At 52.2% G+C, this 16,110-nt stretch carries 13 protein-coding genes and 1 pseudogene; 11 read left to right on the top strand and 3 right to left on the bottom strand.

Annotated elements, in window-relative coordinates:
- Window positions 1–60: 60 nt before the first annotated feature.
- Window positions 61–2,799, bottom strand: a complete 2,739-nt coding sequence (locus CHH67_RS13060; protein ID WP_095265643.1) for a glycoside hydrolase family 9 protein — start codon at window positions 2,797–2,799, stop codon at window positions 61–63.
- A 406-nt stretch (window positions 2,800–3,205) separates the two neighbouring features.
- Between CHH67_RS13060 and CHH67_RS13055 the strand changes: the two genes are divergently transcribed.
- Entirely contained in the window at window positions 3,206–3,451 is a 246-nt protein-coding gene (locus tag CHH67_RS13055) for a hypothetical protein (protein ID WP_095265630.1), read from the top strand.
- A 185-nt stretch (window positions 3,452–3,636) separates the two neighbouring features.
- On the opposite strand, the gene menG is transcribed toward CHH67_RS13055, so the two are convergent.
- A complete protein-coding gene (gene menG / locus CHH67_RS13050; protein WP_095265629.1) occupies window positions 3,637–4,350 on the bottom strand; it encodes a demethylmenaquinone methyltransferase in 714 nt (237 codons plus the stop codon).
- Between the two features lie 271 nt (window positions 4,351–4,621).
- Complete coding sequence (locus CHH67_RS13045) at window positions 4,622–4,990, bottom strand: winged helix-turn-helix transcriptional regulator (protein WP_095265628.1); 369 nt, start codon at window positions 4,988–4,990, stop codon at window positions 4,622–4,624.
- Between the two features lie 133 nt (window positions 4,991–5,123).
- Between CHH67_RS13045 and CHH67_RS13040 the strand changes: the two genes are divergently transcribed.
- The 10 genes and pseudogenes from CHH67_RS13040 (at window position 5,124) to CHH67_RS13000 (ending at window position 16,072) form a co-directional block, all read left to right on the top strand.
- Window positions 5,124–6,158, top strand: coding sequence for a zinc-binding alcohol dehydrogenase family protein (locus CHH67_RS13040; RefSeq protein WP_095265627.1), 1,035 nt, complete (start codon window positions 5,124–5,126; stop codon window positions 6,156–6,158).
- A gap of 92 nt (window positions 6,159–6,250) precedes the next feature.
- On the top strand, window positions 6,251–6,847 hold the full coding sequence (locus CHH67_RS13035) for a class I SAM-dependent methyltransferase (protein WP_244908187.1): 597 nt from the start codon (window positions 6,251–6,253) through the stop codon (window positions 6,845–6,847).
- A gap of 261 nt (window positions 6,848–7,108) precedes the next feature.
- Window positions 7,109–7,686 (top strand): annotated as a pseudogene (locus CHH67_RS13030) (DUF4256 domain-containing protein).
- Window positions 7,687–8,077: 391 nt separating this feature from the next.
- Window positions 8,078–10,552 carry an S-layer homology domain-containing protein gene (locus tag CHH67_RS13025; protein ID WP_095265625.1) on the top strand — a complete coding sequence of 825 codons (2,475 nt, stop codon included), beginning with the start codon at window positions 8,078–8,080 and terminating at the stop codon, window positions 10,550–10,552.
- 93 nt (window positions 10,553–10,645) lie between these two features.
- On the top strand, window positions 10,646–11,776 hold the full coding sequence (locus CHH67_RS13020; RefSeq protein WP_179292121.1) for a histidine kinase N-terminal 7TM domain-containing protein: 1,131 nt from the start codon (window positions 10,646–10,648) through the stop codon (window positions 11,774–11,776).
- Window positions 11,673–12,464 (top strand): sensor histidine kinase, encoded by a 792-nt coding sequence (locus CHH67_RS13015; RefSeq protein WP_179292120.1) that lies wholly within the window; start codon window positions 11,673–11,675, stop codon window positions 12,462–12,464. The genes CHH67_RS13020 and CHH67_RS13015 overlap by 104 nt, the downstream gene beginning before the upstream one ends.
- Window positions 12,461–13,582 carry a response regulator gene (locus CHH67_RS13010; RefSeq protein WP_176475480.1) on the top strand — a complete coding sequence of 374 codons (1,122 nt, stop codon included), beginning with the start codon at window positions 12,461–12,463 and terminating at the stop codon, window positions 13,580–13,582. The genes CHH67_RS13015 and CHH67_RS13010 overlap by 4 nt, the downstream gene beginning before the upstream one ends.
- A 168-nt stretch (window positions 13,583–13,750) precedes the next feature.
- Window positions 13,751–13,882 carry a hypothetical protein gene (locus CHH67_RS27065; RefSeq protein ID WP_269058399.1) on the top strand — a complete coding sequence of 44 codons (132 nt, stop codon included), beginning with the start codon at window positions 13,751–13,753 and terminating at the stop codon, window positions 13,880–13,882.
- A gap of 209 nt (window positions 13,883–14,091) precedes the next feature.
- A complete protein-coding gene (locus CHH67_RS13005; RefSeq protein ID WP_176475479.1) occupies window positions 14,092–15,441 on the top strand; it encodes a sensor histidine kinase in 1,350 nt (449 codons plus the stop codon).
- A complete protein-coding gene (locus CHH67_RS13000; RefSeq protein WP_095265620.1) occupies window positions 15,434–16,072 on the top strand; it encodes a response regulator transcription factor in 639 nt (212 codons plus the stop codon). The genes CHH67_RS13005 and CHH67_RS13000 overlap by 8 nt, the downstream gene beginning before the upstream one ends.
- Window positions 16,073–16,110 lie beyond the last annotated feature (38 nt).

The following is a 16,110-nucleotide window of genomic DNA, read 5'->3' as shown; positions in this document are numbered from 1 at the left end:
CCTTACATCATCCTTTCCATTAATAAATGGTTGTTTCCTTGAACTTCACCCCTGTAAAGCTCAGGGCTCAACTCCCCAAATCAATGTGCCGTTCCGGTACAACGTAACCTTATCCCAGTCGGCAAACGTTTGCTGCGTACCGTTGTAAGAATAATCATCCGTCTCGTTATAATTCGACCAATTGCTCTTATTGAAGCGGGCCTGAATTTCCCCGCTGTCCGCGCCGGGCGCCAGGCTGCCCGCACCGTGAGCGAAGGAAATTTCCAGGTAGTAGTCGCTGCCGGTCTGCGCACTGTCCAGCTTGACGAACCGGCCGTTTACGTTGCCGCTGCCGATCACGGCATAGTCGCAGTGGAACTGCTGGGGCACATCTCCGTCAATCGTGTAGTAATATCGCAGGGTAATCTCGCTGAGGGGAACCGTCTCTTCGCTGGTGTTTACAATGCGGAAATGCGGTCGGATCTGATTATCGGCGGAGCTTCCGTCACCGTTGCGGTACTGGACTTTCAAATCGCCTTCCACAGGCACCGGGGCAACGCGCGGTCTGGCGTTGACCTGGGTGGAGGGGAGGCTCTCGCCAGCTGCATTTCTGGCGGTAATGACATAGTAATAGGCCGTATCGTTGACGACATCGGTATCGATATATGCCGGCTCCGTCGTCGTTCCGATCGTTTCGTAAGGGCCGCCGCTTACAAGCGATCTTCTGACCGCATAGTCATGAGCACCGCTTACGGCATTCCAGGTCAGCCGGACAAGCGAATCACCCGGAACAGCCGTTACGTTTCGCGGTGCGGCGGGAGCCACAGGCTCGCCCGGATTTCCGCCTCCTTGGGGCAGCTCGCCGAACACGTGCTGACCTGCGTCAAACACCGGGATATACGGGGTTTTGATCGGAGACGCTCCCTGAGGGGCCAGACCCTGGAACGAAAAGTCATTCGTGTTATCCCAGAAACTCGTGTTCAGCGGGGCGGTGATGCGGAACTGCACTTCTTTGCGGTAAGCGGATTGGCCGCCCGGATAGATGCGCGTTCCGGTAAAATCAACCGTCGTGTAGTATATGTGACGGGCCGTATCATGCGGCTGCAGCTGGGATACCGCTGCCCCCTGATTGTATCCTCCGGCCGTGACCGTGATGTCCTCCGGACCGTACCCGGCCTCTACCGCTTCGCTAAGATCGACGTAGTAGCGGAAGGACATCTCTTCGCTTGCGCGGGCCGGCCAGCCTGAGCGGTTGTTCAGCAGGGCGCGGATTTCCACAAAGTTGCTGCCGCTGGCGTTGACCGAGGCTTCAACGAACATTTCATCCTCGCGCTCCTCCGGAGCAGGGAAGGAAGGGAGCGGCTGCTGTCCCTGTCCGTGAAGGATCATCATTCTTGCCAGAGCGCCGGTGAAGCCAGCGTTATAATCGATCGCAACTTCGTTGGACACATAATCGCTAATGGAATCGGTATAGCTATCGGTTGCGGTCGGACCGCCGACCAATGCACCGTACAGAATATGGCGGTGGTCATCAGGAACATTCTGGCTGTCCGCCCAGGAACCGTGCGAGGTGCGGTGATGCGGGCGCTGCGGCGGGTTGTTGCCGAAGCCGACGACATAGCTGCTGTTGCGCGGATTGTCGCCCAGCATGTACAGAATTTGCCGTTCGGCGAATGAACGTGCGTTTAACTGCTTGGCGGGATCGTCGACCCAGTCGGAATACACGAATGCGAGAAACGCCTGGTTAGCCGCATAGCGGAGAACGCCCCACTGGTCAAGATGTGCGAGCCCTCCCGGCGTATAGGTGACGCGTTCGCCCGTTCCCTGAACGCCGGTCGTCCAGAATTCGATGTTCTTTTCCACCGAACGAATGAACCTCGGATCCTCGGTGATCCGGGCCAGCAGCAATTGGGCGCCGTAATGTTTGTCGTCCCAGGCATGGGTCCATTTGTAATCCCATTCGCCCTGCTGGTTGGTACCCCACAGCTCACTGGCAGCGATAGCCTTATCGAGGTAAGCTTCGTCCTCAGTGGCCAAGTACAGCCACACACCGCCCCAGCTTAGCTCATCGGCGTATCCGCTCCAGGAGTTGTAGAACTGTCTGGCATCGGTAATGCTGTCGGAATACTTGCCGCGATACTGGTCGGCAAAGTCGTACAGCTCCTTGGCGTGCCGGAGCAGCTTGTCCGCATAAGCCGGGTCGCTGTCCCGGAAAATGATCGAGCTTGCAGCAAGCGCCGCAGCCGTTTCTCCGGCGAGATCGGAGCCGGGATTGTTGGCATCGATTTTATAGGCCGGACGCTCCATCGGCATCACTTCGGCCGGTCCCCACCAGTTGTGGTCTGCCGTCCCGTTGCCCACTTGGCCCCACAGCTCGTTAGGTGCAGTATGCGCTTTCATGAAATAGTCCGTCGCCCAGCGGATATTATCCAGAATTTCATCAAGCTGTCCTGCCTGTTCGTACCCTTCCCGGTATTCGTATACGGACCATGCGAGCATCGTGGCGGTCGCCGCCATCGGAAACCCAAATTTGACATGATCCCCGGCGTCGTACCAGCCTCCCGTCAAATCATGGCCGACATCCGCACCGTCCTGCAGACCGGAGTCACCGCGCCACTCTACCCGGTTGTTGTCTGGCAGCGGTCCGGAACGCTGGGCCTCGTAGAAATAAATCGACTTTTGCAGCGCCTCGGCATAATTGTAATCGGAGGCGGCCGCATTGGCGACAGGAGAATGGGTCATTGACCCTAACATGGTTGTAAGCGCTAACACAATGCTGAATAACAATATTCCGCTTTTTTTCGACCATTTGCTCCTCATCCATTTCCATTTGCGAATCACCGTTCTCTTCAGCTCCTTTCGGAATGCTTTTAATGAAACCCATGAAGTAGACTTTGAAAAAAAACAGCCGGTTCACCTCACTTTCAAGAGCAAAATGGAGGATGCGCTGACTGTACAAAAGGGAGGAAACGTTGCCCTCATCTATAACATACCAAAATATCCCGTATAAATCTATTGTTTTACAGTAAAAGGATGTTATAAATATATAATATTTTACAAAATAGCCACAAATAACTATGATCTGCCGTTGGATTTGTACTTCCGAAAGATAGGGCATAGCATTTTATGAATTACGGCTCCCTGGAGTCAAATTGTGATAAATACAGCATTCTGAAACCGAATCAATGCCTAATCCGTAGGTTCTAGCAAGAAGGAGGGATGACATTTGAAAAAATACTTACTGTTTGCGGGGATGTTCAGCGTTTCTTATATCGTACTCCAAATCGTATCAGGAATGCTGCTGACCATGCTTTACACGCCCAGCGTATCGGTCAGCATGACCTCGACGCTAACGTCTCAGGTGGAGTTCGGCAGCACAAGCCTGATTCCCCATTTGGTCATATCCTTGCTCGCTTTGGCAATGGCTATGGGCATCACGAAGCGAATCTCAAGAAGGCAGCATACGCATTAAGAAAGGAAGGGCATTGTTCCCCTTCCTTAGCAACAGGTGGATCATATCGCATCAAGTGTGGCTCAGATCAAACGTTTAGATAGCTGTTTGCGTTATGGTGTACAATCATGGCTTGAGGATCACAGCCAGGCACTCCTGCCCGATCTCCCCATCATGCTGGGCTGTTGAACTTGAGTACAGAGAACTCAAGAAGATTTATGCCCCATGTGCATGGCAACGCTGCCACCGGCATAACTCTTGACATCGACATGCTTGAAGCCGGCCTCCAGAAACATATGCTTCAATTGATGTTTACCCGGGAAATCCTGAGCGGATTGCTGCAGCCAGGAATACTCCTTGTAGCGCTTGACGAGCAACTTGCCGAGCAGCGGCATAATATACCGGAAATAGAAATAATACAGCTGTCTGTATCCGATCAGGGTAGGCTGGGAGGTTTCCAGGCAAATGACTTTACCGCCAGGCTTCACGACCCGATGCATTTCCTTTAACACGGTCATATAATCCGGAACGTTTCGGAGCCCGAAGCCAATCGTCACATAGTCAAACCGATGATCCTCATAAGGAAGCTTCATCGCATTGCCATGCACCCACTCGATTGTGTTGAGCTGGGCTTTGTGGGCTTTCTCCCTGGCTACAGAGAGCATATTCTCGCTAAAATCCAGCCCGATAACCTCCCCCTCCTCGCCAACCGCCTCCGCGAGGGCTAGAGACCAGTCACCGGTGCCGCAGCATACATCCAGCGCCGTGTCGCCCGGCTTCACATTCATTTGTTTCATGACATCTTTGCGCCATCGTTTATGTAAACGCAGGGAAATGACGGAGTTCATGGAATCATAGTTTTCATAGACCTTCTCAAATACAGCATGGACATGCTCTTCCTTCGATGAATAACCGACCATCATTACACTTCCTTTAATTCAGGATCTTGGACCAGCACCTATCAGTACCCACAGTATACCATACCGGAATATCGGGGAAAGAAAGCGCACTGGGAACATTCCGTGAAAGAAACCCAGGTCACCATGACCTGGGTTTCTTGCTGTCTTTAATTATCGTACAGATAACAAGAACCGGCTTACCCGAAACGGTATTCGCAAGCTGCTCTTTAAAGCCCAAGTGCGGGAGAACGATAGCAGGTGGGGAATAGAGCAGCGTCTGTTGTGCTATGGCTTACCCTTCGGCCAGCGTAGGCGGCGTCGGTTTGTTTTTGTATGTCTCGCCCCATATTTTCATCTGCATAATGATGGGTACCAGAGTCTGACCGAATTCCGTAAGGGAATACTCCACCTTCGGCGGAACCTGGTGATACACTTCGCGGTGGACGATGCCGTCCTTCTCCAGCTCACGCAGCTGCAGCGTCAGCATCCGCTGCGTAATGGCCGGGCAGATGCGGCGGAATTCGTTAAACCGTTTCGGCCCTTCCACGAGATGGTATAACAGTACACCCTTCCACTTGCCGCCGATGACGTCCAGCGTATACTCCACCGGACAGCCTTCATCATTCGGGCAATGTCCGTAGCCGCTCTTGCGGTCGCGCATGCGTTCCACTCCTTCACTAATAACAGTATAAAAAAGGATACTATATCACATTCATGTGCGTACTAACAATTCTAGATGATATCCACTATACTTACAACCATCATTCATTTCATTCCTTAGGAGGAGACGCAATATGACGAATACCACGATGAAAGCGGTTGGTTTAACCCGATACTTGCCTATCGATCATCCGGAAAGCCTGATCGACGTTGTGATTGAGAAGCCTGTACCAACCGGCCGTGATTTGCTGGTCCAGGTCAAAGCCGTCTCGGTCAATCCGGTTGATGTTAAGGTGCGAGCGCCGAAGGACCGGACGGAAGCGCAGCCAAGAGTGATCGGCTGGGACGTAGCAGGTGTGGTGGAAGAAACGGGACCGGATTGCACGTTATTTAAACCTGGTGATGAGGTCTATTATGCCGGCAGTATTGTCCGGGCCGGAGGCAACAGCGAATTTCATCTTGTCGATGAGCGGATCGTCGGTGTCAAGCCTGCCACACTGGATTTTGCCCAAGCCGCCGCATTGCCGCTGACATCGATTACAGCATGGGAGGGGCTATTCGACCGATTGGGGATTTCATCCGAGCCAGGCAGCAATGCGGGCCGAACGATCCTCATCATCGGCGCGGCCGGCGGTGTCGGTTCGATCGCAACCCAGCTGGCCAAGTATGCAGGGCTTACGGTGATCGGCACGGCTTCAAGGCCGGAATCGGCGGAATGGGTGAAGGGGCTGGGAGCTGATCATGTCATTAACCATTTCGAGGACTTCGTCCCTCAGCTTCAGGCGATAGGCTTCGAGCTCGTGGACTATATCTTCTGCCTGAACAGTACCGAGAAGCATTGGAGGAACATGGCGGAGGCCATCGCCCCGCAAGGGAAGATCTGCTCGATTGTCGAGACGGACGAACTGCTTGATTTGACGCTGCTGAAGAACAAAAGCGTGACTTTTGTGTGGGAACTGATGTTCACTCGTCCGATGTACGGGACAGCGGATATGACCGAGCAGCACAAGCTGCTGAATGAAGTGGCCGGGCTTGTCGACCAGGGCATCCTCCGCACGACGGTGAATGAGAAGCTCGGGCCGATTAACGCCGCCAACCTGCGCAAGGCGCATGCGATGCTTGAGTCGGGAAGCATGGTGGGAAAAGTCGTTCTGGAGCATTTTCGTTAATGCGATAAATCCGCGGGCGGGATCACTTAGTTGAACTATTTTCACACTTACCGCAATACAATGGAGCATCTGGAATATGCGGAGGTGTGCAAGTGAGGTTCAATTATATTGAATATTGGGACGACAACTATTCGAATGGCGGTACATCGGGGAGAGGCTCTTACGGGGAACTGGCGGACTTCAAGGCAGAGGTTGTGAATGAACTGGTGGAGCGAAACGGTGTCCGGACCGTCATAGAGTTCGGCTGTGGCGATGGCAATCAATTGAGCTTGATGAAGTATCCCGAATACCTGGGCCTGGATGTGGCTGCATCTGCCGTGCAATTGTGTACGGAAAGGTTCAAGGACGATCCTGGAAAAAGATTCATGCAGTACGATCCCCGCACCTTTGCTGACGGGAAGCTGTCGAAATTCGACATGGTCGTCTGTCTGGACGTCCTGTATCATATTACGGATGACGAGGATTTTGAGGCAACCCTGCGGCACATCTTCGACTCGTCCTCCGATCTGGTTGTCCTGTACACCAGACTGACCACCGGGAAGGAAGCGCATGTCGTGGATACGATCAAGGACCGGGATATTTTTGGCCATCTCAGAAAATTCCCGGATTTCTCCATCGAAGCGATTGTGCCTCAGCGGTATAGAGACCAGTCCTCCTCGGATTTTATCATTATGCGGAAAACGACTTGATGACGGCGAAGCCTTCATTCGCCTCATCAATATAAGCGTAGCCCCATGCTGCGTATGGACCCGGGAAGGCTGGGGTTCTTCCCGTCCCCCTCTTCTTTGTGAACAGGCTCTTGCGTTCTTTACGGACGCAGGGGCTTTTTTGTGCGTTGCTGGCGGCAACTTATTTTGTTTGGACTGAGGAGAGCAAGCATTGCTATCGCAAATTATATAATGAAGGAATGAAGAACCAAGGGAATCCCAGACTAAGAAAGGAGCAATCCAATGCCTAACAAGGAAAGCGGCAGCCAGGAGGCGCTGACGCCAGACCAGCGTGAAGAGCTGCTTGCAACGTTGAAGGCCCGTTTTGAGAAGAACATGATCCGGCATGAAGGGCTGGTATGGGCGGATGTACAAGCGAAGCTTGAGGCTCTTCCGGATAAATTGCGCTCGCTCTATGAAATGAGAGAACGGGGGGCGAGCCGGATGTGGTTGGCCAGGACAGCGAGACGGGCGAGTATATGTTCTACGATTGCTCAGCCGAAAGCCCGAAAGGGCGCAGAAGTATTTGTTATGACCGCGAAGCCCTGGAATCAAGGAAACAACACAAGCCAGAGCATAGCGCCGTTGAGATGGCGGCTGAGATGGGGATTGAGCTGCTGACCGAGGCACAATACCGGGAGCTTCAGAAGCTCGGGAACTATGATATGAAAACATCGAGCTGGGTTCAGACACCGGAGCGCATTCGGAAGCTTGGCGGGGCGCTCTTCTGTGATCGCCGCTATGATACGGTTTTCGTGTACCATAACGGAGCTGAGTCGTATTATGGAGCCCGAGGCTTTCGCGGCTCGCTCAGGGTGTGAGCGGAACACGCGCAGCTGCGGTATATGAACGCTGCGGCAACAGACGAGTGCTCTGACAAACAAGCCAATACATAAGCTTTCAAGTGATACCGATTCGACTATTAGCCGCCCCCTATCTCATGGGAGATAGGGGGCTTTTTTATAACAAGGGCAGAACATCGTCATTTTCTAGTCAGACGGTTAAGCTCTTCGCCCCTCACGTTTCCCGGCATAGGTAGACAGAAAAATGTCCACTTACCTTATCAAAATGTGTCGATTACAATGAGAAAGATCACAGCTTTCCACAGTTTTTAACCGTCAAGGCTATGCATCGACGGAAGGCCGTGTGGAGGGTAACGGTAGTCGTATTTCTTATGATAAGAGTATAAAAAGATGTTTAGGAGCTGTGATAATGAAGCGTTTGAGGTATGGAATCGTCATTCTATTTCTCCTTGTCGGGTTACATATTCCTGCTGAAGTAATGGCCCAAACGAAGAAAATAAGCGATCTCAATGCAGGTGACACGGTTTACTATAGCGGGCAAGAATGGGTCTATTTGGCGAATCTGGCAAGCCAGCCGGATGGTTTATTCATAGCAAACGATAGTGTTAATGTCAGGTATTACTATAATTCTGGCAGTCCATACGATGTAGATGTGAACTTTAACTTATCGGATCCTCTGAGTGTCGCTTATTGGCTGAATACGGAATTTATCTCCCGACTATCGAATTCGGACTGGATCCAGACAGGCTCGTGGTACAGAGGTTCAGTTTCTGCGAAGATTGGGCTTATCAGCATGGACGAGGCGGAATTAAACAGAAGCGTCCTCCTGCAGCATTTGAATCCTGTGAGAAATTACTATACCTTGACACCCGCTACGGATTTCGCCATGAATCTGATGAATATACGGGATTATGATGCGAATGGCTTTATTTCTCCGGTATCTGCTTCAACAGGGGAGCCTCAAGGCATCGCACCGGTGATCTATTTGAACACGGATTTGTATGTATACGAAGGAGAGGTGGTGTCCTGTACGCCTCCGGATCTGACGATGACACCTGCGGATGCCAACGGAAAGTGGAATCAGCACGTCTCGGTCGCCCTGCACGGCGGCTCTTGCTACAATGGGACGGGTGACGTGCAGTACCGAATCCAGACCTCGGATGGTCAATGGGGCGCTTGGCAGGACGATTCAGCTCCCATTGAATTTGCGACGGAAGGCCGCTACATCTTGGAGACCCGGATGTCAGTAGCGGGAAGCGGGGTCAGAGAGGCGGAAATCCGGATTGATCAGACATCTCCGTCGATTGCGCTACGCGTGGATGACACGGCATGGACGAACAGCAACGTGACGGTAACAGCCGATGTATACGACCTGGCAAGCGGAATAGATACGCAGAAATGGGCTGCCGGAGATCAGCCGGCCTCTTACTTCGGGCAATCAGGTGCAAGCTTGAATGGTACATTTGAAGCAAGCGAGAACGGTGTTTATACCGTCTATGCCCGTGATATGGCAGGGAACGAGACAGTGGCCACCATTGAAATCGACAACATCGACAGAGAAAAGCCGATCATTACGCTCACAGGTGATGAGAGGACCTCGATTGTGCAGGGCGCAGCCTTCATTGATCCGGGAGCCTCCGCTTTCGATAATCAAGACGGGGATCTCTCCGGTTCGATTGTTGTTACCGGCGCTGTGGATACATCCCGAGCGGGACAATATACACTTTACTATGACGTGACTGACAGCGCTGGCAATGCAGCAGACCAGGTGACTCGCATCGTTGAAGTTACCCCGGCGGCTTCCGGCGGGGGCGAATCTGGCGGATCTGGCGAATCTGGTGGATCTGGTGGATCTGGCGGTTCAGGGGGCGGCGGTGCTGGCGTATCCGGGAGCAGCGGCGATGGAGCAGGCCCCATCCCTGCTCCGTCGATGCCCGGAACGGGGAATACGATCTCCTCTGCGGGAGGATCTGTGACCCTGCAGGGGGCAACGATTCAAATCCCAAGAAACGCAGTAAGTGAGTTGACCCGGCTCCACGTCGAGCTTGTGCAAATGATCGACAAGCTCCCCGATTTCCAAAGAGTCATGAGCGATGTGTTTGAAATTAGCAAAAATACGGCAACCCCTTTTCTTTTCCCGATTCAGATCACCTTGCCGTTCCATTCCTCCCTCGTGGATGAAGCGAACTCTCGTATCAGCCTGTTCTGGCTAAACGAACAGTCTGGCGAGTGGATCGAACTGGACAACGTTCAGGTGGATTGGCAAGCGGGGACGGTCACTGGCGAGGTGGATCATTTCACCAAGTTTGCGGTGCTGGCCACGGTTGACGAGACCGGGGAACAAGTTCAGCCGCAGGAGAAGATATTCGCCGATATGAAGGGGCACTGGGCGGAAGCGAGTGTGAATGAGTTGACCCGTCTTCATGTCATCAGCGGTTATCCGGACGGGGGGTTCAAGCCGGAGCGCTTGATGACGAGAGCCGAATTTGTGACCATATTTGTCCAAGCATTCGGTATAATGGAAACAACGGGAAAAGTATTTGAGGATACAGCGAGCCACTGGGCAAGAGCAAGCATCAGCACAGCTTATGCATCCGGCATCATTCACGGCTATGATGAGAAGACGTTTGGCGCGGATGATCCGATTACCCGGGAGCAAATCGCCAGAATCATAGCGAATGTCGCTCCACTGGCTGGAACAGGTGCGGTACCACATTATACCGACCGCGATGATATCGCGAGCTGGGCGACCGATGCGGTGGAAGCCGCTGCCTCGCATGGGCTGCTGATAGGTTATCCGGACGGCAGCTTCAGGCCTCAGCAATCGGCTACGAGAGCCGAGGGAGCGGCTTTCATATGGCGTTTGCTGAGAGAACGGCAATAACTAGAAGGCTTTAGGACACAATAACCCGTTACCTCGCTTGATGCCTGGGCGGGTTATTTTTGTAGACACATGATTCTATAATGATCGCTGGGGGTGGACAGGCTGAGTCTGGACACGAGTGTTTTTTGGATCCTGCTAGCTGCAACGGCACTTAAACTCGCGGCTTCGTATCTTGCTTATCGCAAAAGAGTGCAAGCTGCGGCCCGGTATTGCGCTTGGGCTATGCTTGCCGCAGCATGCTATTCTTTCGGCTATGCGTTCGAAATTATAAGCACAAGCCTGGAGCAGGGGAAGCTGTGGCTGAAGGTCCAGCATCTGGGCATTCCTTTCATCACCACCTTCTGGCTCATCCTGGCGATCATCTTCACCGGGCATCAGGCCTTCCTCAAGAGATGGAGCGTGCTGCTCCTGTTTGTCATTCCGGTGATGGTTTTCATTTTTCAATTTACGAATGACTACCATCATCTGTATTACCGTGATGTTCAGTTTGATCCTGATAGCTCGTATATGTCGCCTATCCTTCTTGAGAAGGGGCCACTTTACTGGCTGAATGTGGCCTACCTGTATACTCAAGGAGCGGTCGGCATCACCTTGTTTGTGCGGATGTATTCCAGGGCGATGCCGATCGTCCGCAGGCAAGTGGTCATGATGATTTTTGGCGCTGTGGCGCCGTGGCTGTTCAATATTGCCTACATATTCGCATATGACGTGGTGAAGATTGACCTCACGCCGTTCGGTTTTGCGACCACGGGGATCGTCTTCATCTATGGTGTCTATCGCTTTCATCTTCTGCGGCTTGTTCCTGTCGCTTACCAACAGGTGTTCGAAACGATACAGGATGGCGTCATCGTTCTGGACTATGATCACAATCTGTCTCATGTGAACGAATCGGCGCGTTGTCTTTTCACCAAGCTGAGGTCCTGGAAGGGCGAGCCCCTCGCGATCGCGGAATTGTTCGAATCCCACCCCGATCTGCTGGCCATGAGCTCGTCCTCCGCTTATAGGGAACTCCGAATTTCCATGGACCGGGATGGCGCGCCGCACTATTATCAGGTCAAGATTTCGGTCATCTATGATCAGGGGGGGGATATTTCTCGGCAAATTAATGGTGTTCAGCGACGTGACACAATCCGTCCTGTATCAGGAGCAGCTGCTGGCCAACCGGAATCAGCTGGAGGAGCTGCATGCGTTCAAGGACAGATTGTTTGCGGTGGTTACGCATGATATCCGTGATCCCCTTGCTTTGCTGGTCAGTTTAACCGAAATTATTGAAGAGGACTTCATCGATCCGGAGAGTGAGGAATCGGAAATCTTCAGAGAGATCAGCAGCCAGGTGAGAGATACCCATCTGTTGGTAGGGAACTTATTGGACTGGGTTCGCAGTCAGGGGGGGAAGATTCATTTCCGTCCGCTTGCATGGGAGCTGGGACCGATGGTGCATGCGGCGGTCAAGACGATAAAGCACCGGCTGGAAGCCAAGCAGATCGGAATGACGGTATCGGTTCAAGCGGGTACTTCTGTGTATGCTGACAAGGAGATGGTTGAGCTGATTCTGCGAAACTTAATGTTCAATGCCATCAAGTACAGCAGAACCGGAGGTCATATCCGAATCGAGGCGACTCGCCAGATGGATCAGATCACCTTGTCCGTGAAGGATTCCGGCATCGGTGTTAATGAGGAAGTGGTCCAATCCTTGTTCAGGGAAATTCAGCAGAGTTCTTCTCCCGGTACAGACGGGGAGCAAGGCACGGGCATCGGTCTCTACCTGTGCGAGAAGTTCGTTCGACTTAATGGGGGAGAGATTGGCTATACGTCCAGCCAGGGGGAAGGCAGCACCTTCTTTTTCACCCTTCCGACGGCGGGAGCCCCGAAGATGCAATACAGATCATGGAGAGAGGCGGACGGTGGATGAGAGTGATCGTCATAGATGACGAGAAGGCCATGCATCTCATTATGGGCAAAATGCTGCGCAAGCTCCCGGGCATCGAGCTTGCAGGCTGCTTTGCAGATACGGCTTCTGCATCGCGGTACATCCAGGAGCATGAGGTGCATGTCGCTTTCGTGGATATCAGCATGCCGCAGGAGAGCGGAATGCAGTTTGCTGAACGGATGGCTGCACAGCGGCCTGACCTGCATGTCATTTTTGTCACTTCGCATAAGGGCTATGCGCTGGATGCATTCGAACTGTCGGCACTTGATTATATCGTGAAGCCGGTGTCGCTGGAACGCGTCGAGAAGTCGATCAAGCGGGCGAAGGCCATCTATCATTTCCATGAGACGGCTTCGGCGGCGTCCACTCCTCCACCGGTTCATATTTTTGCTTTGGGCGGATTTGAGGTGCGAACAGCGGCCGGGAGCGTAAAATGGAAATCTCGAAAAAGCGCGGAACTGTTTGCCTATCTCCTGATGCTGCGAGGCCGGATGGTATCCCGGGCCCGGCTAGTTGCTGAGGTGTTCGGGGAAATGCCATCGAAGAATGCGGAGACCTATCTCAATACGTCGATTTACCAGCTTCGCAAAGCGCTGGAGCCCCATGGCATCAAATCGGTCATTCAGTCGAATGCCGACGGGTATGGGCTGGATCTGCATGATGCGATAATTGATTATGTTGAATTTGAAGCGCGTCTCAAACAGATCGACACGATGGATAACGTCAATATGGAATGGTGTCTGGAGACGGAGAAGCTGTATGTTGGCGATTTGTTCGGCGACAAGGGGTATATCTGGGCGCTGAACGATGCTTCACGCCTGTCCGCCCTGCATGCCGCATTGGTCAAAAAGCTGGCCAGCGCGCTGATCGAGCAGCGCAAAGAAGACTTGGCCATCGGATTGCTGGCCAAGCAGCATGCACGCAATGAATTGGATGAGGAGACCGTCATCCTGCTGATGGGCGCCTATGCAGCCAAGAAGGAGCTGTCATCGTGCGAGAGGCTGTACCGGTCGTACGAGAAGGTGCTGCGCCAGGAGCTGAACATCGATCCTTCACAAGAACTTAAAGCGCTGTATGCGGAGCTGCTGCTGTCGAATTAATGCAGGAACATCATAGGTTACATCCTCGCCGTGAGACCCAGCGTCGCACGGTTTTTTTCTATGACCAGATCGATATCTTTCATTCATCTTTCATTGGCGCTTTGTACAATGGGATTTGGGCTGTAGATATAAGAAGAGGATTGGAGGAAAGGGGAGTGAGCGTGCGGAGTGATGAAATTGATGCTGCTTGAGGATCAACCCAAGGATCGGGAAGCTGTTGAACGGATCGTCGACTCGCTTTCCGAGGTAGAGCGGACGGGCCCGCCTGCTCCAATCGCTCGAAGCAAGCACAAAGCTTGAGATACGATAAGGAATCAGTCGCAACAGACCAAAGTATACAGGTATAGGTAGACATAAAAGTGTCCACTTACCGGGCCCCGAGCATCCATGATATTCTCACGTTATGCACTTGGTCTCACCGTTGTTCATCTTTAGGAATGTGTCTACTAAGAAAGGACTAGAACATGTATACTTGGCTTAACATCGATTTAGATCAAAGGTGGGTCTACATGTTCTTTTATGCTGAATTCCTGTTTCTCTTCTTCAGTTTAACGTCGGTTGGCGCCTATTTTATGTTGAAATACAAAGCCAATCGTCTTGTCTTATGGGCATCTGTGCTTATGATGTGCGGAGGCCTTGTAGGACTTCAGGTCGTGTTGGAGAAAGGGTGGCTGCCATACGTGGTCGAACAGCAGATGAGTTCGATTATCATTATACCTTCGCTGCTGCTTACCTCTCTGCTGAATCTTGCTGTCAATACCATTCCCTATTACGTCATCGCGGTATTCTACTTCCTGTACAATGGCGTGGTGCAACAGCAACGATGGCTCTTCCTCTCCCTTAGCCTACCTATATGGATAACGTTAATCTTCCAAACCGATCTGCTGGAGAACCGAGTGAACACCGGTTTTGTCGCATTGTGGGGGCTGGTTTACTTGGTGGTGACCGTCTACCTGGCCGTGCGATTCATTGTCCGGGAACAGGATGACAAACAACGACTCATTCATACTTCCATTGCGCTTATCTTCCTTATTCCAGTCGCCATTTTGAATATGTACCACTTTTCTGTTGCCCCTTTTAGCGACCAACTTCTGTCGATGATTCCCTATGTCTCGATTGCAGGCTTGCTGGCCGTAGCGTTTTTGTATTTTCGCGACGCATTTCTCGGGGTTACAAGAAAGTCCATGCACACCGTGCATGTGGGCACCGGACTGATTCATCATTCTCTGAAAAACGCTATCGGCAAAATCAAGCTGAATGCGCTGAACATTCGCAAAAATGTACAGAACGGAGACTATGCCCAGATCGACACCCATGTTGATAATCTGTTAAAAACGCACGAAGCGATGATTGCCACGATGTCAACCATCTCCCATGTTGTGAGCAGCAAGATTGAACCGAGGAAGGAATATGCCAATCTCGCGGACATTCTTGATGAAGTGCTGGAGCCGCTGGGTGCTTATCCGGATATCCAAGTTGTCAAGCATTATGCGCCAATCACGCTGTTCATCGACCGAATGCTCGTGATGGAATGTCTTCAGAACATATGCAACAACGCGGTTGAGGCGATGAAGGAGAGAGGGACGCTTCAAGTCGGGCTTGAAGTCGGGCGGAATAAAGCCAAGGTGATCATCCGTGACACGGGTCAGGGGATGAACAGCTTGCAGCTGCAGAACATATTTGAACCGTTCTACTCGACCAAGCATCGGAGCGGCAAGCATTTCGGGCTGGGCATGTATCAGGTGAAGAAGGTCATGGGAGCCCATCGAGGCAAAGCAGAGGTTAAGAGTGCTCCGAACGCGGGAACCACCGTTATGCTAACATTCCAATATAAAAAGGGTAGCGAAAACAATGAGTAAAATTCGAGTTCTGTATGTGGAAGATGATCCTGAGTGGAGGGAAGGAATCAGCCACTTTTTTCAGGCGCATGAGCGAATCGATTTATATGCCTGTGCGGCTTCAATTGAGGCTTGTTTCTCCGTGCTCCAGGATCAGCCTGCCGATGTTGTGGTGATGGATATCCTTCTAGATGATACCGAGTTGACCGGCGTGGATGCCACGCTGGATGTTACTACTCAGTACCCTGATGTGAAGGTGATCATGCTTAGCACATTGGATGATAATGATGAGATTTTTAACGAAGCGTTCATGAACGGGGCCTACGACTACTTGTATAAATACGACTTCGAGAAGCTGCCCGAGACGATCTACGAGGCGATGAGCAATCCGACTTCGAAATACGGCAGCCGGTTAAGGAAGCTTGTATATGAGAAGAAGAGAAGCTTGCTCAATAAAGGGGACCGCGAACTGCTGAGCCTGATGGTCGAAGGCAAGACGCAGCTGCAAATCGCAGAACAATTGCAGGTCAGCCTGGCCGCCGTCAAAAAGCATGTGGGTCGCATTTTGAAGAAATTCAACTGGAGCCGATCAAGCAGGGAATTGGCTGATAAATGCGATAAGTGGGGGCTTTTGAACGAGGATGAAGGGTAATGATTGCGATATGCGCCGGCATGAGTCCGGATCAAGGA

It is taken from the genome of Paenibacillus campinasensis, assembly GCF_002272015.1.
Taxonomy (GTDB): domain Bacteria; phylum Bacillota; class Bacilli; order Paenibacillales; family Paenibacillaceae; genus Paenibacillus_AQ; species Paenibacillus_AQ campinasensis.
This window is presented reverse-complemented; position numbering and strand designations above follow the sequence as displayed.

What these genes read in the sequence shown, in the direction of transcription:
- CHH67_RS13060 (WP_095265643.1), bottom strand. Translation starts at nt 2,799, where the DNA reads ATGAGGAGCAAATGGTCGAAAAAAAGCGGAATATTGTTATTCAGCATT.
- menG (WP_095265629.1), bottom strand. Translation starts at nt 4,350, where the DNA reads ATGGTCGGTTATTCATCGAAGGAAGAGCATGTCCATGCTGTATTTGAG.
- CHH67_RS13045 (WP_095265628.1), bottom strand. Translation starts at nt 4,990, where the DNA reads ATGCGCGACCGCAAGAGCGGCTACGGACATTGCCCGAATGATGAAGGC.
- CHH67_RS13040 (WP_095265627.1), top strand. Translation starts at nt 5,124, where the DNA reads ATGACGAATACCACGATGAAAGCGGTTGGTTTAACCCGATACTTGCCT.
- CHH67_RS13025 (WP_095265625.1), top strand. Translation starts at nt 8,078, where the DNA reads ATGAAGCGTTTGAGGTATGGAATCGTCATTCTATTTCTCCTTGTCGGG.
- CHH67_RS13010 (WP_176475480.1), top strand. Translation starts at nt 12,461, where the DNA reads ATGAGAGTGATCGTCATAGATGACGAGAAGGCCATGCATCTCATTATG.
- CHH67_RS13005 (WP_176475479.1), top strand. Translation starts at nt 14,092, where the DNA reads ATGTTCTTTTATGCTGAATTCCTGTTTCTCTTCTTCAGTTTAACGTCG.
- CHH67_RS13000 (WP_095265620.1), top strand. Translation starts at nt 15,434, where the DNA reads ATGAGTAAAATTCGAGTTCTGTATGTGGAAGATGATCCTGAGTGGAGG.